Here is a 17,817-nt window from a genome sequence, read left to right as displayed (position 1 = left end):
TCCCCATGCCTCCTCGCCCGCGCATCGGATCAAGGGCGACGACCGGCGTGCAGCGACGACGAGGGCACTCTCAGACGTGGTCATGTCGACCGGTGCCCCGGCCTTTCTGCCGATGCAGGCTGCCGTTCAGAGGCGTTTCGTCCGGCTCCTCGGTCAGCAGGTGTTCAGCATGCCCGTGAGGGCGGACTTCTCCGGACTGTCGACCGTCAGGTTGTAGTAGTACTTCACCTGGATCCAGGCCCGTGCGTAGGTGCAGCGGAACGATGTCAGCGACGGCTGCCACTCGGCGGGATCCTTGTCCCCTTTGCTTTGGTTCACGTTATCGGTGACGGCCCAAAGCTCCGGGCCACCAAGATCGTTCGCGTAGGTCTGACGCTGCGCGGTGGTCCACGCCCAGGCCCCAGAGGCCCATGCCTCCGCCAGCGGCACCATGTGATCGATGTCCACGTCGGCGGGACTGGTCCACGTGGCCCCGTCGTAGGGGCTGTACCAGGACCCGGCTGTGGGCGCGCAGCTGCTGTCCACGACCACGCCGACCCCGTCGCGCTTCAACACCTGCTCCCGGGTGTTACACGCTCCGCTGATCGTGATCCAGTGTGGGAAAAGGGACCGGTCGTAGGTGGATCCGTGCGATTCCGCGGCAACCGTCAGCGTGTTCAACCGGCTCAGCGCCGTGCTCGCCGACGGTATATTCGGGGGCGTGGCGCCCGCGGGGCCGGCCGCGAACAACACACCCAGGACAACGGCTGTCAAGATAACGGCGGCCGTTTTAAGGGCACGAGGGGTCACAGCGTACTCCTGACCGGTCTCGCCGCCGCCGAACGGAATCCGGTGCGCAGGACACGACGAAACCCAGGAAAGGGTCGCAGATACTTGCCGGCCGCATGTCGCCGCGCACGCGAATATTCGGTGAACCTTCAGGTGTAACGGTAACCCCGAGCAGAACTCGGCGTGCTCCGCAGCGAAATTGTCGTGAACTCTTCAGATGGACCGGCCTGCCCACGCCGGCCTGGCGGTCTCGGGCCGTCTCCTGCCAGAGCGGCACCCGCCGAAACGGCCGGGCCTGGCCGACAGGTCAGGCTGCGGTCCCGCGAAAGACCTGGCCGTGGTGCCAGGGGCACTGTTTCATTGAGCCGGGGTGAGGCATGGCGGACGTAGGTGGTGCCCTGGTCGGAGCGCCTGGGCGAGTTCGGTGAACGCTGCGGCGAGCCGATGGTGGGGTTCGGCATCGATGGCGAGTTCGTAGTGGCCGCGGCGGATGTTCTGGGCGAAGGCGTGTCCGCGAAACGGGCAGCACCTCAGTTCGCCCGCGGAGTCCGGAGTGGGATCTTGACGGCGGTGATGCCGGCGCCGGACAGGACCGCGTCGAACGACGCGGTGAACTGCCCAGCCCGGTCACGGACCAGGAACCGGAAGTCGGCCGCCCGGTCGCCGAGATCCATGAGAAGGTTTCGGATCTGCTGGCTGGTCCACGGTCCGTCGGGGTGGGCGGTGACTCCGAGAAGGCGGACGGCCCGGGAGCCGACGTCCAGGAAGAAGAACAGTACAGACGCCGCAGCGTCACGGCGCAGTCCACCCGCTCAGCTGGCCTGCATCGCTCAGGCGGTCATGAACTTCCCCCGAAGCGGGTACGAAAGCCTCCAGGTTCAGACCGGAACGCCAGCGAAACTCGGCCGCAGCCCTCGGTGCTCTTATCAGACCTCTCGGATCGTTATTCGCCATCCTGTTATTCGACAAAATCATTATGCTATNGATGCGGAGCTTGAATGGTGTGTGATCGCGGGGCGGTCCACCTTCTCCGCCAGAGGTGTGCCGCCATGCATACCCACCACGCGTGTACGATTACTGCTATACGGGTGACGGCTAGCCCTATGAGCAGGGCTCGAAGCACCCGGAAGTCGCGACATCGATACACGACGTACGCGTGAATGGAGTGTGCACATGGGCGCGGCCTTGGAGACGCGCCGGCACGCCACCCCCCCTGGCGTGACCAATGAAGCTGGCCGCCGACGCGGGCGAGCGATCAGGGCTCCGAGACGTCGGGCGAGGGGGGCGTCCGACACTTGGAGTTAAGGTGCTCGAAGAAGGACACTCATTGCCTGCTATCTCTGACGACGCTATCGTGGCGAGAGGGGGCGAGATGAAGCTTAAAGAGTTAAGGAAGAGCGTCGGGGAGGCGCGACGGAAACTGGGAAGGCCGGGGCTATCAGTCTTCGGGGCCGACGGCATGTCGGTTCCGACCCTACTTGTTGCGGTGGGCGATCGGCTACCGCATCCTGTGGTACGTCTGAGTACCGCCGGGGCACTTCGTCGCAATGGCTTCGATGTGGAAGCGACTCTAGCGGAATATCATCAGTCGATCTGGACGTCTTCGTACTGCACTGACGAGGAACTCGAACGTCTGACATCGTTGTTCGGACCGCCGATCAGCCGGTATAACGTCTAGTCGGCAGAGCGCACCGTCCCGCCTCTTTGCTCGCCACACGCCGCGCTCTATACTCATGCAATTGCACAGGGCGCCCCACTGGGCGTAGATCCACTCGAGGAGGACACTCCGACCCGGAAGGGAGCACCGTGGCGAGCCAGGCACGCGACGTCTGGGTAGATTTCAACGAACTCGACCCGGCCGGGCGGATCACCGTCTACGCCGACGCGGTCGAGACCTACGACGAACTCGCCATCGGTGCGCAGATCCTGGTGGGCGACGAGGACGGCAATACCGCTACCGCCACCGTCCTCAGTCGACAGCCGGCCCCCCCCCNCCCCGACCTCTACACTCTGCAGGTCGACCGCGCATCTTTCATACCGCACCCTCCCACATCGGGAACATCATCGCCTGACCCGCCGAACTGAGCTCGCGAGACCTGACCGCAGCCCCCGCCCGGACGCCCCATCGGATGAGGCTCGCCGCCAGCCTGTGGTGCCAGAACATCGGCCACTGGTGCAGACACGCGCGCCCGCGGCGGAGTCCGGTGCCGACTGATATGTCCGTGCCCGCCTGCACCTCGCCGCGCGGCTTTGTTGCATTGGCGGAGTCCGCTGTCCGGCGGCTGCCGATCAGTCATGATCGAGTGATGCGTCGACGTCGTGCCTGTTCACCGGTTCCGACGTCGGAGTTCGCGGGGTTCCGCTTCCCTCCCGAGATGATCGTCCTGGCGGTGCGGTGGTACCTGCGGTACGCGCTGTCCTACCGGGACGTCACGGACAGGGCACCTGTCTACCCGCGGATCCTCGACGAGCTGCTCGCCGAGGCCTGTTACGTCGACGCCGCCCGGGAGAACAACCGGATCGAAGCCGACCACGGCCGGTTGAAAGCGCGGCTCCGGCCGATGCGCGGGCTGAAACGGCTGCGCTCGGTCCAGACGATCAGCGCCGGCCACGCCCTGGTCCAGAACATCCGCCGCGGCCACTACGAACTCGGGATCGACACCAACCCACAGCTGAAGCTGGCAGCCGCGTTCACCGAACTTGCAGCAGCCGTCTGACCGGCAGCCACCTCGGCCGCTGGCATGCCCAGCTTCCCCATAACGCAACAGCACCGGCCCGCCCGCTGCCCCGGCTTTGCGGCGCAGCGGGCGGACGTTACGTGGGCGTAGCGCCCGTCCCGCGGGTCAGGCCGCGGAGGCGTTGCCCGCCCGCTGGCGGCGCCGGGCGCGGACCAGGCTCGTCGCGGCGTCGAGGACGAGGAAGGCCGCCAGCGTCACCCCGAGTACGGGCAGCGCCCAGCCGACCGCGGCGGTGACCAGGATCACGGCGACCAGCGCGGGTCTGGGTAGTCGCCGCCAAGCCCCCGGGGCGGGGGCCAGGCCGACGATTCCGGCCCGATCGGTTCGGGTCGGACGACGCTGCCACCACATCCGGTAGCCCCAGACGATCACGCAGATCAGGCCGATCGCGAGGCTGGCCAGCAGAATCTGGTTGGCCAGGCCGAACAGCAGACCCATGTGCGCGGCGATGCCGAGCTTGGTGAGTTTCGCCAGCAGCGGCCAGGTCTCCCAGCGCACCTCGTTGACCACGTGGGCGCCGGCCGGGTCGACGGCCACCTGGTCGAGCCGCACCGGCCAGTGCCGGTCGGTCTGGGCCACGGACCATCCCGTGCCGGTTTCGGTGGGCGGGGTGATCTCCACGGGTCCGTGCAGACCCGCTCCACGCGCGGCGGCGGCGACCCGGTCGACCCGGTCCGCCCCGCCCGCGTCCGCGGAGCTGGTGTGGGTGGTCCCGCCGGCACTGGTGGCGGTGTGGCCTTGGTGCTCCCTGCCGCTGGCGCCGGTGGGCGGCGCTGCCTGGGGCAGGGTGGTGTCGAGGTTGGGGGTGTGGCTGTCGGTGGCGTCCAGTGCGGTGGCGAAATGCGCGCCGGCGTGGCGGGACCAGGTCAGGCCGGTTGCGGACAGGAACAGCAGGCCGACGAGGAGCCACACCCCGAGACTTCCATGCCAGCCCATCGTGCGCCGCCGACCGCGGGCGGCCAGGTCGGGCAGCAGGACGCGGCGCACCCGGCGGGACCGGCGCCGCCGGGCCAGCCACAGCACCAGCCCGCCGAGGGCGACGACCCACAGCCAGCTGGCCGCGACCTCCGAGTAGTTCCGGCCGAGCGCGCCGAGGTGCAGGTTGCGGTGCAAGTCGTCGAGCCAGGTCGTGAGCGGGGTGCTGCCCCACCAGGTGGTCAGCGCGCCCTGAACCCGGTTCGTGTAGGGGTCGACATAGACGGTGCGCTGCTTTTCTCCCAGGCCAGAGACGGTGAGGACCACCCGGGTGGTCCGGTCGGGTGCGTCCCCGGTGAGCACCGAACCGAAGGTGCCTTCGGGATGGGCGGCGAGCGCAGCGTTGATCTGCTCGGACAGCGGCCGCGGTGCCGTGCCGACCTGGTCGACGTAGAGGTCGTCCGCGTAGACCAGCCGGTCGAGCTGCGGGGTGAACGTGTAGGCGAGGCCGGTGAGCGCGGCCACCACCAGGAACGGCGCGACCAGCACCCCGGCGTAGAAGTGCAGCCGCAGCAGCAGCCGTCGCACCCCGTCGGACCTCGACGCGGGCGCGGAGCCCGACGTGTCGGAGCTCGCCAAGCTCGACGTGTCGGCGGAGGGCACGTCGGGTTCGAGGGCGTCGGGTTCGGGAACGTCGGGTCGGTGTGGTTCCGGGAGGACCGGCACCGTGGCCAGGTCCGTGGGGGACGTGGTCGGGTCGGCGGGCGGGAGGGTCTGGTCGTCGGGGGGATGCCCCGTCTGGTCGATCGTGGTCACAGGGGTTCTCCGAACAGGCTTGTCGAGGACATGCGGCACCGCCGCGGCGTCACCCGCTGGCGACAGCCGCGGTCGGATCCCGTGCCGCGTCAGCTGCGGCCGGGTGGCGACAGGCCGGATCCGGGCACCGCAAACTCGCCGTCCGACGTGTGCGCGACGGACAGCCCCGGCGGTACCGATCAGGCCAGAGCCGGGTTCGGTGGACCTCTGCGAATGACCAGATGAACGAGCTGGGCCAGCTGCGGGGCCCGGTCCGTCGCGGGCCGGCACCGCGGCACCGCACGGGCGGGAAGCGGGCAGACCACGGCCGGACGTCGCCGGCGACGCAGGCGGCCCGCCGCCCGGCGTGCCACCGCCGCCGCCCCGCGGGCGGCCCGCCACAGCAGTCGTTCTCCCGCGGAGAGCCACCACGCCAGCAGCAGCGCGGCGCTGAGGTGGGCCAGCGCCATCCGGGGCCCGCCGGGCAGGAAGTCGATTCCTTCGACGCCGGGGGCCGTGCCGGCTGTTCCGGTCGGGAAACCGTGATGGGCGTGCGCCTCGTGGTTCGACGGCATCGTCACGGTGAAGGCCAAGTGCAGGCCGGCCTGGACGCTGGCCACCAGCCCGGCTATGCGTCGCAGCGACATCCGCCGGCCGGTGCTGCCCCAGCACACGCGCAGCGCGAGGGCGCCGCCGCAGGCGGTCACGGTCGGGCTCGGCAGCTCACCGCAGGCCGCCCTGTGCGCGCCGACGGAGAGGGCGACCGCCAGTACGGCCACGGTCGAGGCACGCGTCCCACGCCCGACCGGTGTCGCCGCCCAGCTCACAAGCTCGGCACTTTAGCCGGCAAGCAAGTGCGGCTCAGCTGATCGCGCGCAGCATGCGGGGTGAAGTGCTGCTGTCGCGGTAGGCGACGATCAGGTCTTCGCGCGCGTGTGGGGTGTCAGAACTCGTCCACTGGTGGTGACCTGGGGTTTTAGGCGGCTCGTGCGTATTCGTTGATCAGGCCGCCGAGGACGGGCTGGCGTTTGATCCGTTCCTGGGTCAGGTCCGCGACGGGGTGGTCGGGCCGTGGTGGTTGAAGGCCGCGGCCGCGGTGGGGTCGTCGTTCGTGGTAGTGCCGTGCGTACTCGGCCAGGGCCATGCGCAGGTGCCGCTCACCGAAGATCAGCGTCCGGTCGGTGACCTCGGTCCGAACGGTTCTGACGAACCGTTCCGCGTAGGCGTTCGCCCGCGGAGTCCGGGGTGGGATCTTGACGGCGGGGATGCCGGCGCCGGACAGGACCGCGTCGAACGACGCGGTGAACTGCCCAGCCCGGTCACGGACCAGGAACCGGAAGTCGGCAGCCCGGTCACCGAGATCCATGAGGAGGTTCCGGGTTTGTTGGGTGGTCCACGGCCCGTCGGGATGGGCGGTCACTCCGAGGATGTGGACGGTGCGGGAGCCGACCTCCAGGACGAAGAAGCAGTACAGGCGCCGCAGCGTCACGGCGCAGTCGACGTGGAAGAAGTCGACGGCCAGCATGGTCGATGCCTGGATGCGCAGGAACTGCCGCCACGTCGTGTCGGTCTGCCGTTTCGGAGCCGGTGGGAGACCCAGGGACTTCAGGACCCGGCGGATCGTGGAGGCGCTCACCCGGTGGCCGAGCTTGAGCAGCTCGCCCTGGATCCGTTGGTACCCCCACGTCGTGTTCTCGGTCGCGAGCCGTCCCATGAGGGTCACGATCTCCTTGCCGATCGGTGGCCGGCCCGTCCNCTGCGGATGGGTCCACGTCCGTGTGATCAGACGGCGGTGCCACCGCAGGACGGTGCCAGGGGTGACCAGCCGGTGCGCTCGCAGCGTCGTGGGGAGAACCCTGATCAGTGCGGCGAGCACCGCGCGGTCCGCCCAGTCCAACCGCGGCTTGGGCTGGGTACGGCGCAGCACCGCGACCTCATGCCGCAACACGAGCAACTCGATGTCCTTCGACGCCGACGAACGACCGAAGAGGACCAGCCAGCCACACACCCGAACGAAGATCAGATAGAGCAGGCGGATGGACATAGCTGACCATCATGCCGGCAGCCCGCTCCGCCGCGTCAGCCCAGGTCACAGGCCCAAGCAGACTTCTGGCACCCCACAGGTCCGGCAGGCAAATGCGCAGGTCACCGCCCAAATCGGGGTTCCGGAGCCCCACAGGTCCACAGCCCGTCCGGGTGGGCGATGACCCCGAGGACGTGGACGTAACGGGTGCCGACTTCCAGGACGAAGAAGCAGTACAGACGCTGCAGCGTCACGGCGCAGTCCACGTGGAAGAAGTCCACCGCCAGCACCGTCGATGCCTGGGCGCGCAGGAACTGCCGCCACGTCGTGTCGGTCGAAGCCGCTCTGTGGCGGAGATCGAGGCCCAGAGACCACCTTCAGTTTCCGATCCCGGTCACCGAGCCCGACCTCTGAAGTAAACTCAGGCTGCCGGCTCGGACCAAGGCGGATGCCGCGATCATCACGTCCGAACCAAGAAGTCGAAGTCGCCGGCCCATCGGCTCCGGCAGCGTTCTTAAGGGTGAGAGTTGGTCGGGCCGACTCCGGGGAAGACGATCACTGCCGGGCGATTTTCTGCCGTCGCTTGCGACCCTTCAATTTCGGACGAACCACGAGATGCAGATAGTTTTCGAGGATCTCCGTCGCTGCCACGGCGTCGACGACCCGGGCACTGGAGTCCAGCGGCCAATCTAGGACGCCGTTTATCCTCTGGACAAGCCGGATCGCCTGCCGGGTAGTAGATCTACCGACCAGGCGGCCCGGATCGTCCAGGTAAGCGAGCGTCGCGATCGCACTCGCGATGGACACATCCACCCACTCATCGACGCCGCCTTCTTCTTCCCATAAAACGTGAAATAGGTAGCGGCCGCCCGGCGTACGCCATATCTCCCAGGGGTTCTGGTAGAACATCATCGGATCATCTCCCCGACTAGCAATTTTCGTCAAGGTTGCGAGATTGATCCAATAGGCCGTTTCCCACGACGGTGTCGGAGCACCATCCTCCTCGTCGTAGGTTGCAACGACAACCTCCCACGAGACGCCGCCTTCAGGCGTGACGAACTTCCCATGTTCGTTTGGTACGGCGTAAGTTTCGCGAGCTGCCCCGTCAGCAGGCCGGCACATTCGCTCGGCCACCTGCTCGTCGAGTGCACCGTCATTCCCCAGTGCAGCAATGATCTGCTCGCCGGTGATCGGCATTATGTCGGCACTGAACACGGCGCCGAAATCATGATAGGCATCCCAGCCGTATCGGGTCAGACCAACGCCGACTTCCTCGGGCTGGGCTCCCTGATTCACCAGATCCATCACCCGGAGCAGGAGCGACGGGGTGATCGCAAGGGACATACGCACTCTCCGTATCCTCGGCGAAATAGTAGGAAACCTAGCGGATACAAGCGCAGGTCCTCCGCCGCAACGAGTACCCCATCCAAGCATAATCCGCACCGTCGCCACCCATCCGGCTCATCCCGCACGTGGCAGGCAAGATTGGGCGTGTGTTGGTCGAATAGGCGGTGCCGCAGGCCGCCGGATCCCCGCGGCCTAGGCCAGGTAACCGGCTGGCCGCGTTGCGGTCGATCCTCAGGGCCTACTCCGACGGCACCCGAGGCGAACCCCGGCGCTGTTGACGTCCCGGACTGCGTGGTCGAGCGGCAGGTTGTTTAGGTCCCTCTGTATCACTTGGCGGTTTCATGGGTATGCCCAATGTTGCAGTGCCTCGATGTCGTGAACGATGATGGTGCGGTAACCGGATTCGAGGATGCGCCGCTGGCGCAGTTCTCGTAGAGCCTTGTGTACGGCCGGCTCGGCTGCGCTTACGAGGGCGGCGAGTTCGGGCTGGGTGAGCGAGACGAAAATGGCTCGGGTTCCGTCACCGGTAGAGGTTCCATAGGACCGTTCGAGCTCGAGGATTACCCGGGCCAGTCGGACGGCAACGGTGCATCCGCCGAACTCGATCCGGCGTCGGGTTGCCGAACGTAGCTTTGCTCCAATCGTGCTACTCACGACCTGATGCGCTTCAGGGCGCCGGCGGAGGAAATCGACAAACATGTCAGCTTGGATCACCTTCGCGAGAACATCTCCGGCGGCGGTGACCGTGGCCATGCGGGGTTCGGCGTCTAGTCCTTCGAGTTCTCCGACAAGGTCGCCATCGCGATGAATGGACAGCATTGCGAATCCACCGTTCTCTGTCACCGCGGTAACCTTCACCCATCCGTTCAAGAGAAGAACGGAGAAGTTGGTGCGGTCCCCCTCCCGCATGATCACCTCTTCGTCGGCGTAGGTGCGATAACTTCCAATCTTGAGAAGCTCAGCGCGTGTTTCTACTGGCATACGACCCAGAAGAGACGATGCCGGCCAATCCAGACGAAGCGGTTCTGGCTCCGACACGACTCTCGGCTGCTCCGGAGAGGAGCTCTTCGGGGGGGATGCCGACGTCCTGGCGGTGGGGGCTCGACGTCGGTGGTACTCAATGATCCAAGAGTCGATCTCGCGTTTCCGCCATGCCCGAGTTCCTTTGGCTCCGCTGCCCACAGGCGCGTTCAGGACGTACACAGGTGCCGGAAAGTCCGGATCTTTCCGAGTCCAGTAGTCAACGGCTTGCCTGGTAACCTTCAGTTGGAAGGCGATGTCACCAAGGCCGACCAGTCCGTCATCGGTTTCCGACGTCGACATGCCCGCACTGCGTGAATCGGGGGATTCGGGCAGGTCAAGGAGCCTGCGAACGGTCTCGGGATCGGTGCGGGCGCGGAGCCGGGCGGCCCCGACCGTGCCCAGCGATGACTCTTCAATGAGCGACTTGAACTCCTCGGTACTCATAGTTGTGGTCCCCCTTCCTGCCCTCGACGTTTCTTCTCCTGGGTCCGCCAACGATGCAGTACACCTTCGACGGCGCGGACCGACGGCTCGTGAAGAATCTCGACGATCTCCTCCTGGGAATAACCATCGATGGTGAGAGCAACAATCTCCCGCGCACGGGAATTGATCCGCAATAGATCCTCGGCGACGCTGGTAGCGCTCAAGGTGTAGGCGACGGGGTCGACTGGATACCTGTTGAGGTTGCGGGCTTCGACCAGGTGGGCACGGGTCCATCGCCGGTGGGCGGCACGTCGTTTGCGGAACTCGGTGGGGAAGACGTACAGGCAGGCGCCCATGAAGTAGGTCGCCAGGCTCGCGCCGCCGTCGGGTCGCCACCCGCCCCCAAGCAGCGCCCGTGCGTGGAAGCGGGGTAGCGCCACCGCGACGGTCATGTTGGCGAGCTCCTCCCGAGCGTCGGAGTCGCGGCGAAGCTCATCGAGTTCGGCATCAGTGGGGTGCAGGGCAAACCCTCGGGAGGTCGCGAGGGCGAAGATGTACCCGGTGTACATCCAAGCCCGCTGCACGGACATGCCGTAGCGGGCGAGTTCGGTCTCGAACATCTCATAACGGGGTCCCGCGAAGTCGGCTGCGGCCAGTTCGTCGCGTAGCTGCTGGTCCCTCAGGCGCCGGTCCAGATTCTCTTGGAGCCGCCGGGCGTCGTCCACCTGCTCGGGGGCGACGCCAGCGAGGATCTCCGATGTGGACACCGGCGCTCCAAGATCGATATGTGGGGGATGCCGCGGTTGTACGTTCCGGTAAGCGGGGACTTGGGCGGNAGGCGAACTCCCCGCTCCCTCGTCGCTGTCGCTCACCTGCCGTCGCCTTCCGCTCCTGGGGTCCCTGACCGTCCCGGCGTCGCGCGGGACGCGGACAACGCTTCATAAGTCCCTCCGTCCCGACCACCCCACGGATCTCTCTTCAAAAATTTCCCGGAATGGCCGCCGTCGGATCAGCGTGGGCATGACGCGCTCTAACGACCTACAGTCCGGCGTCGCTTCCACCATCCGGAGAGCCCATGACCCCGTCCCGCCCCGACCCGCTACTGACCATCCGCGCCACGCTGATCCTGCTGCTCACCGCCGTCGTCGGCGCCGCCGCCGCCGCCCTGGCCTACCTCGCCGGTCACTCCCCGCCCGCCGCCGCCCTGATCGGGGGCAGCGCAGCGGGCGGTGCCCTGATGCTGTTCCACACGCTGATCGACAATTAGCGCTGCGCCCCGCGTCCCGTGCCGTGAGGCCTGGGGGGTGCCAGAACTCGGCCACCGCCCTCCTGCTGACCGCCGCGGCCTACCGGGACAACATGACCACCGCCACGAACCCGAACAGCCAATGGCTGTTCCCTGGCCGCCGCGCCGGCCCAGCCGCTGCACCCAGGCAGTCTGCGCGACCAGATCCGCGCCCTCGGGATCCCGATCCAGTCCGCCCGCACCGCCACGCTGCGCCAGCTCGTCCTACAGGCCACCGCCCGGTCGTCACACAAGCCCTCGGCTACCACCCAATCACCGCCCCGCGACATCCTCGACGTGAGTGAAGACCTCCGCGCGACCCAGCAGATCAGGATCTACCAGCGCGGCTCCGGAGTAGGCCGTCTGATCGACGCCGTGCTCGATCCCGGCGAACAGGGCGACGAGCGGCTCCGCAAGGCTGGCGAGGAAGAGTCGCCCCTGTCCGATCAGGTCGCAGCCGATCACGACCCTCTGGTGTGGCGTGGACGTGGGCTCATCGTGGACACAGACGTTCCGGTACGGCGCGGCACCGGCGGGAACGCGACGGCATCAAGAACGCCGTGATCTGGGAGAACGGGGCATCGTCCGGCACGGCCCGGCACGTCTGTGTACGACTTGTAATCGAGTGATGCGGGCGATCAGAACTCATGTCCGAGTTGAGGATTAGCCCCTGACCTGCGGTTTCTCTGTTGTGGAGATCGGAAATCCGGGCCTGAAGATCGATTCAGTGCTCATTATGGGCTCATTCTGCAGGACTGTGTCGATCAATGGACTGCTGGCGCCGTTTGTCGGGGGAGCGCTCGGGCTGTCGGGGTCGGCCTGCAATGTGTCGGAGGCCGCCGGCGAACGGCTTCACTCTCCCTGAACCGGGAGAGTGAAGCGACGATGATGTCGCTTCGGGCGGGCGCCGTTGCCCGCCGTCCAGTGGCCCGTCGGAGGCTGGCATGTCCAGATGTCGATCGGGATCATCATCCCAACCTGGCCGACGGCATCACACTGCTCGATCTTGCCTGGAGCCGGTCAAGATCGCGAACGCACAACGGGTACTCCGCGTAGCGATCACCGTAGCGCGGCACCACGTGGTGCTGGTCCGATCGTCGGGGGCAGCACCGCCGATCGGATGAACTTGCACCACGTGAGACCAGTGACCAGGTCTCACGGAGGGACGCCACGACAAATCCGACCGCTGGTCGCCAGCTTTCGCCCTCGATGCCTACTTCTGTAGGCGGGTCTCGTTCTCGATAGCCAGCCCGTCCCGTCAGCGCTGTCAGGATTCGCCGCTGAGCACGCGCAGAACCGGTCGGTGCTCCTCGACGCCGAGTAGTTGTCGAACGCGTGAGATGTTCCAGGCTAGTTCGCGTGCCAGCTCTGTGATCGTGAGCCCGTGGTCGCAGGCAAGGTTGAATGCTTGGGCCAGCAGTGACGGCAGTTCGCCTGGGTAGCCGGTCGGGGGCTCCGGGGCGAAGCCGGGCTGTCCTGAGAGGCTGTGTAGACGCTGGTAGGCGCGGCTGGCCGAGGAATCCGACAGCAAGCCGAGTTCGCGGCTGCGGTAGATCAGCGAATGAACGGATACTCCCCAGGTGCTGCGTAGCTGCGACAGCCGGCGCAGGTCGAGCCGCGCGGGCAGCTGAGGCAGGATTGCTTCGCGGGGAGTGAGGAACTCGGCGGCGAACATGTCTGCTTGATGCTCCTGCGTGATGTCACCGGGGGTGGCCTCGCCGTGTAGCACCAGGTGGCCCAGCTCGTGGGCGGCGCTGAACCGATGCCTGTAGACATCGTCGCTTCGGTTGGGGGTCAGCACGATCACCGGACGCGGCAGTCGTGACGTGGAGAAAGCGTCCACCGACAGCATGTCATCGTCGCGTTGAGGGGAATGCACGACAATGCCGTGCGCTTCGAGACGTCGCACCAGATGGGTGATCGGTCCCGCGCCCAGTCCCCACGCGGCACGCAAGGCGCGGGCGGCTGCGACCGGGTCGGTAGGCAGGTCGGTGCCGGGGTGCACCTCGCCGCCCGTGAAGCCAGGAAGGTCGACGAAGGGAAGCTGCACCCGTTTCTCCAAGGCGTAGGTCAGCTCCCAGACCTGTTCGGTGAAGGCGACGGCCTTGGCGCGTTGGTAGGCGCGGGTGGATCGGGTACTCCGGAAGTGCGCGGCTGAGGTGTCCAGTCGAGCGTGTGGGCGGCCCGCGAGGAAGAAGGCCAAGGGCACGTCCAGCACCTCGGCCAGGCGCAGCAACAGGTCCGGGCGAGGCCGGTTGGTGCCCATCTCGTACTGGCTGACCGCGGCCGGCGTCACACCCAGATCGTCAGCGAGCTTCCGCTTGGTCATCCCTGCCAGGTTGCGCGCCTGGGTCAGCCTGGTGGGGTCGAATGCGTCGTGTACCTCGACGGGTGAGAGGTCTCCGCTGCTCGTGCCCCCCCGGCGACTCCGGAGATCCGGCGCAGCGAACAGCGGTGGCTGAATATCCCGGCTCATTCGTCTTCGTCAACTGCTTCAGGCGTGCTTTCCGCTGCTTCGCTGGACGGTATGTCGGCGGGCATGGTGCGGGGGGTGACGGCGAGCCGCGGCAGGTCTCCCTGGGCAAAGCCGGCCGTGGCTTCGCCCCCGACTGCGCGGAGATCCCCGCGGCGCCCGACGGCGGGCGTCGTGATGGCGATACTCATATCGAGGGACTCGGGCAACCACGTCATGGAGCCGTCGTCCTCCAGCGACGTCGGCGTCCCCCACCAGGCGGCCAACACCTCGTCGCTGTCCGCGTTGGCCACGTAGGCGATATAGATCACCGTCAGGTGCGCTTCTCTGGCCACTGCGGCCACCTCGGCCACCGTCGGGCCGGCCACTGCGGCGGCCTCGGGCGCCGTCGCACTGGCCGTCCCCGCGTCGTTCGACTCGTCGAACAGCGTCGGCGCCGGATTCACGCCGTTCGCTCGCGACACTCTGCGGGGGATCTGGTTGCTGAGTCTCGCATCGAAGATCGTTTTAGTAAGCGACGTGGCATGACGGAACGGAATCAGCACCCGGCCATTGACCGTCGCCAGACTGTATGAGGCTCCCTTCGGCCTCAGGGGCTGGTAGCCAGGCAGCTCGGCCAGCGCGAACTCCTCGACGACCATGTTGTACCGGGTGTCCCACATGCTGCCGTACGGCCGCTTGTTCGCNGCTCCCGCACCCTCGGCCGCCTCCTGGACTTCGCGGGCCGCCCGCTGGCTGCGCGCCAGGCCGGTGACCACGTGGCGCATCACCTCGGCTGCATGATCCCCGAACTGTCCGATCGCCCACTGCGACGGCTCGACCACGGCACTCACGGCACCTCCACGGAGACGGCCACTTACTTGATGTTGATGAAAGTATCACAAGTACTTAAGTTTTCAACATCGACTTCCCGGATGATGACGCCGGGGGAGGCTCGCCGCGCGCCCCGGCTCTGGATATCGGTGTGCTGCGAGGCGGGTACGGGGGTGGTGGGCGCGGGCATGAGTCTGGATCGGTGGGCGGGATCGGTCTGCCGAGCGCGCGGGAGATGATCGCAAGCGAGGTGCGGGCGTCATCAGCGAAGCTCAGAGCCCGCTTGCCCTCGAAGGCCGCCTGCGGATCGCCGATCGGTCCGGTGCGGTCGTGCTCGCCCCGGGCGCACTCCGCGAACGTGTCGACGTCGGCGGCACAGTCCGCCGCAACGGGTTCGGCGACATCTTCAACGCCGCCGCCGGCCGTTGGAAACCCGTCGGCCCGCCCAGTGCTGCTGGCTGTCCACGCCCCTGCATCTCGCTCGACGACCGCCCGCTCGACGATCGCCCGCGCCACGTCGGCGGCGACGGATGCGTCCCACTGGTCGTCGGGGCTGCCCGACCGGTTGACGGCGCCATGCCGGGTCCCGCGCAGGGACGGCGAGGCCCGTATCGCAACGACGGCATCAGCCAGGGATGATCATCTTCTGCGCCAGCGGAGCTCGTAGTCAGAACGAAACCGGGGCAGCTCCAAGATCGCACCTGTCGCCAGTCCGTGAAAACTCGATCTGGCGCAGAGCCTGTGATCGAGTGAGCCGGATACCCGTCTTTCCTTTTCTGACCAGCGCGGGCAGGCCCGAGGCCGACCGTCCGGATGCCGGGCTAGCCGATTTCGAATCCACCGTCACAGAACCAGCTGGACTTCGACATTGCCGTATACATCGCGGCCTCCCAGCAGTTGCCGTCGGAGGCAGTCCATGACTCCGCCTGCTCTTTGACATATGCATGCACCCCGTCCGAGCCGCTGGCCTCGAACACGTGCCGCAACGCCAACGCCTCGCCCCGCAGTGTCCGGGCCGCCTCCAGCGCATAAAGCTCCCCGAGCCTAAGGACCAGAAAGTGTTTCCTTGCGCGCACGGAAAGATTCTCCGGCCAGCTCTCCGGGCAGACAATCTTGAAGAGAACCGTGCATGGCTTTTCTTCCGCGATACTGGCGCGAAGCAGCTCGCCGAGCAGTAGCTCATCGAAGTAGGAATGTATCACCGAGTCGAGCTGGCTTGACTTCAGCTGGTTGCATCGANCGCAGGACGGGACCAGATTCAGCGGATTGACTGCCAATGCTGGGAATACCGACTTCGGCAAGCAGTGATCGAGGGTGGTAGCGTCACGTACCCCACAGAGAGCGCAGCGGCCGTAGGGCGCGGATTGCTTGATCGAGTCGTATATGCGCCGCGTGCCCCGCGCTCGTCCCGCAAACCTATTGTCGTACAGCCATGTCATGTCATCGGTCGTCGCGGTCGGCATGTGGAAGTCGGCTGCGTTGAGCCTTGATACCGCGTTATCCTCACCTGCTTCCGAGTAGCGCGTACCGGCCTCCGCGACGAAATCGGAGTCGCTGACAAGCCTNGTCTTGCGTTCGATAGCCCGCATGCCGGACAGGCAGGCCGCATATGTGTCCGCGGCGTTGAAACGAGGCCGAGGAAGTGTGATCATCAGCGATCGCGCCGGGACAGGATGAGGACGCGGAGCAGTGCACGTGCCTCTCCGCCAAGCTGGTTCCCGAACTGCCCGAGGAGTGCTTCATAGGACAGGTCGGAGCCCGCCGCCTCCATGAGCGTGCGATGGAACCCGGATGTGGTGACCTCGAGACCGAATACTTCTTGGGTCAGGATTCCGACGTTCTCGCCGAACGTTTCTATCTCGGGTCTATCCACGGATACTTCCCACCCCGATCGTCGCAGCTTCCACACACACGATCTGGGAACCTCCTGAAGGACGACGGGTGAGTGGGTGGCGATGATTGCAACGCCGTTTCGGTTCTCCAGAAGGTCGGACAGCGCGCGAATGAAGGCCGCGAGCAGCGGGGGGTGGAGGTGTGCTTCCGGCTCGTCGAGGAGCACCAGAGTGGCCTCCTCAACTGCTTCTACGAGCCGCGTGATGCTCAGCAAGACGATCTTATGGCCGGAGCTTAGGCCCCGAAAAATCTTTTTCGCCGCAGCTTGAATCTCTTCGTCTTCAGTGCTTTCGGCAAGGCGCGCTACTTCGAACTCCGCGAAGATCGGATCACTCTGAAGCATCTCTAGCGCCCGACGCCAACGCGCCAGTCTGGGCCGGTCGAGACATTTTTTCACGCTCGCCGCAAATTCGTTCGCGAGCGTCGTCGAAGTCTTCAAGGATCCAGACTTGGATGGCCCGACCAGCTTCAGACCTATGTAATCATAGGCGAGCATAGCGGTGTCGCTTTTCTCGCTACCGCGAAGGGGCTCGAACTCATCAAAGGCACTGAAGGAAACCGAGACTACCCGCGAGAATTTGCTCGCGAGCATTCTATCTGCAGGCTCGACGAAATCGATGCTTCCGGCATCCTGACCTCCTGGCCGAACGAGCGTATTTGCCATACTGTTCAGGAGTACCGATTTCCCAACACCATTTCTTCCGATGATGACGTGAACATTTGATGCGGGCTTCGACTCCGGTTCGACCTGAAAGTTGAGGGCGACGGTTGACCGGATACGACCTTTGGAACCGCGAAAATAGTGGTGGAATGTGAACTCGTACGGGGAAAGTCGGACTCCTCCGGTCGCCATGCGATGAAGCTGGCCCTGCACGGTTGACTGCGTTATCGATCTGAGTAGCGAATCTTGTGTCACCTTCTCGCTGCGGGCCCGTTCGAAGGTGTCGAGATCGAGGGCGATGTCACGGAGCCCTCGAAGCACCGTATCGCGTACGTCGTCACCCAGTTCTGTAAGGGCGGAGTAGTAGGCGTCGTCTGCACCGAGCGAGAAAAATTGTTCGGGTAGCCGAATGAAGGACGACGGAATCGTCACCCTTCTCTGATTACCGAGATTGAAGGCACCGATGCGGACATGGCCGAGTCGATGAATGACTCCATCCGAGTCGGCCAGAGAGATATTCCAGAAAGTCGAGAAGCCGAAATCGTTCCAGCCGTTCTCCTCGAGGAACACGCGGTTCCTCGAACCGGCCGGCGGCCTCCCGTACATGGGCAGCGTCGAGAATTCGATCTGCTCGCCGGCCCCGATCATGGGAGGAGGTTA

11 protein-coding genes and 4 pseudogenes are annotated in these 17,817 nt (G+C 66.0%); 2 read left to right on the top strand and 13 right to left on the bottom strand.

Annotation, left to right across the window (positions count from 1 at the left end; genetic code table 11):
- Window positions 1-153 precede the first annotated feature (153 nt).
- Together UK82_RS12680 and UK82_RS12675 are read right to left on the bottom strand one after the other, a co-directional pair.
- Window positions 154-789: an HNH endonuclease family protein gene (locus tag UK82_RS12680; protein WP_055407288.1), complete on the bottom strand. Its 636-nt coding sequence runs from the start codon at window positions 787-789 to the stop codon at window positions 154-156.
- Between the two features lie 512 nt (window positions 790-1,301).
- Window positions 1,302-1,576 (bottom strand): annotated as a pseudogene (locus UK82_RS12675) (transposase); the annotation flags it as partial.
- 1,498 nt (window positions 1,577-3,074) lie between these two features.
- Here UK82_RS12675 and UK82_RS12665 point away from each other — a divergent pair.
- Entirely contained in the window at window positions 3,075-3,485 is a 411-nt protein-coding gene (locus UK82_RS12665) for a DDE-type integrase/transposase/recombinase (RefSeq protein WP_055407284.1), read from the top strand.
- A gap of 126 nt (window positions 3,486-3,611) precedes the next feature.
- Here the strand turns inward: UK82_RS12665 and UK82_RS12660 are convergent, their stop codons facing one another.
- From UK82_RS12660 to UK82_RS12640, 8 genes and pseudogenes are all read right to left on the bottom strand, one after another.
- Complete coding sequence (locus UK82_RS12660) at window positions 3,612-5,237, bottom strand: PepSY domain-containing protein (RefSeq protein ID WP_055407282.1); 1,626 nt, start codon at window positions 5,235-5,237, stop codon at window positions 3,612-3,614.
- 179 nt (window positions 5,238-5,416) lie between these two features.
- The gene (locus tag UK82_RS12655) at window positions 5,417-5,995 is read right to left on the bottom strand and encodes a hypothetical protein (protein WP_055407280.1); all 579 of its coding nucleotides are present in this window, start codon (window positions 5,993-5,995) and stop codon (window positions 5,417-5,419) included.
- A 197-nt stretch (window positions 5,996-6,192) separates the two neighbouring features.
- Window positions 6,193-6,971, bottom strand: a pseudogene (locus UK82_RS12650) (integrase core domain-containing protein); the annotation flags it as partial.
- 1 nt (window position 6,972) lies between these two features.
- Window positions 6,973-7,260: pseudogene (locus tag UK82_RS37520) on the bottom strand (transposase); the annotation flags it as partial.
- A gap of 134 nt (window positions 7,261-7,394) precedes the next feature.
- Window positions 7,395-7,574 (bottom strand): annotated as a pseudogene (locus tag UK82_RS31340) (hypothetical protein); the annotation flags it as partial.
- A gap of 220 nt (window positions 7,575-7,794) precedes the next feature.
- Window positions 7,795-8,583 (bottom strand): hypothetical protein, encoded by a 789-nt coding sequence (locus UK82_RS12645; RefSeq protein ID WP_055407275.1) that lies wholly within the window; start codon window positions 8,581-8,583, stop codon window positions 7,795-7,797.
- Between the two features lie 342 nt (window positions 8,584-8,925).
- Window positions 8,926-10,053, bottom strand: coding sequence for a cyclic nucleotide-binding domain-containing protein (locus UK82_RS42630; RefSeq protein WP_396230539.1), 1,128 nt, complete (start codon window positions 10,051-10,053; stop codon window positions 8,926-8,928).
- Window positions 10,050-10,799 (bottom strand): hypothetical protein, encoded by a 750-nt coding sequence (locus UK82_RS12640; protein ID WP_152989874.1) that lies wholly within the window; start codon window positions 10,797-10,799, stop codon window positions 10,050-10,052. The genes UK82_RS42630 and UK82_RS12640 overlap by 4 nt, the downstream gene beginning before the upstream one ends.
- A gap of 308 nt (window positions 10,800-11,107) precedes the next feature.
- Here UK82_RS12640 and UK82_RS12635 point away from each other — a divergent pair, with 308 nt between their 5' ends.
- Window positions 11,108-11,299 carry a hypothetical protein gene (locus UK82_RS12635; RefSeq protein ID WP_055407271.1) on the top strand — a complete coding sequence of 64 codons (192 nt, stop codon included), beginning with the start codon at window positions 11,108-11,110 and terminating at the stop codon, window positions 11,297-11,299.
- Between the two features lie 291 nt (window positions 11,300-11,590).
- On the opposite strand, the gene UK82_RS12630 is transcribed toward UK82_RS12635, so the two are convergent.
- The 3 genes from UK82_RS12630 to UK82_RS12605 all read right to left on the bottom strand — a co-directional run bounded on the left by UK82_RS12630 (window position 11,591) and on the right by UK82_RS12605 (window position 17,727).
- Window positions 11,591-11,782 carry a hypothetical protein gene (locus tag UK82_RS12630; protein ID WP_055407269.1) on the bottom strand — a complete coding sequence of 64 codons (192 nt, stop codon included), beginning with the start codon at window positions 11,780-11,782 and terminating at the stop codon, window positions 11,591-11,593.
- A gap of 802 nt (window positions 11,783-12,584) precedes the next feature.
- The gene (locus UK82_RS12625; RefSeq protein ID WP_083507162.1) at window positions 12,585-13,793 is read right to left on the bottom strand and encodes an ImmA/IrrE family metallo-endopeptidase; all 1,209 of its coding nucleotides are present in this window, start codon (window positions 13,791-13,793) and stop codon (window positions 12,585-12,587) included.
- Between the two features lie 2,461 nt (window positions 13,794-16,254).
- Window positions 16,255-17,727 (bottom strand): AAA family ATPase, encoded by a 1,473-nt coding sequence (locus UK82_RS12605; RefSeq protein WP_201784181.1) that lies wholly within the window; start codon window positions 17,725-17,727, stop codon window positions 16,255-16,257.
- Window positions 17,728-17,817: the final 90 nt, after the last annotated feature.

This window comes from Frankia sp. ACN1ag (assembly GCF_001414035.1).
In the GTDB taxonomy this organism is placed as follows: Bacteria; Actinomycetota; Actinomycetes; order Frankiales; family Frankiaceae; genus Frankia; species Frankia torreyi.
The sequence above is the reverse complement of the archived record's forward strand: the minus strand, read 5'-3'. Positions and strand labels throughout refer to the sequence as shown.

Excerpts from the sequence above, each read along its gene's own strand:
- UK82_RS12665 (WP_055407284.1), top strand. The coding sequence starts at position 3,075 with ATGCGTCGACGTCGTGCCTGTTCACCGGTTCCGACGTCGGAGTTCGCG.
- UK82_RS12645 (WP_055407275.1), bottom strand. The coding sequence starts at position 8,583 with ATGTCCCTTGCGATCACCCCGTCGCTCCTGCTCCGGGTGATGGATCTG.
- UK82_RS42630 (WP_396230539.1), bottom strand. The coding sequence starts at position 10,053 with ATGAGTACCGAGGAGTTCAAGTCGCTCATTGAAGAGTCATCGCTGGGC.
- UK82_RS12635 (WP_055407271.1), top strand. The coding sequence starts at position 11,108 with ATGACCCCGTCCCGCCCCGACCCGCTACTGACCATCCGCGCCACGCTG.
- UK82_RS12625 (WP_083507162.1), bottom strand. The coding sequence starts at position 13,793 with ATGAGCCGGGATATTCAGCCACCGCTGTTCGCTGCGCCGGATCTCCGG.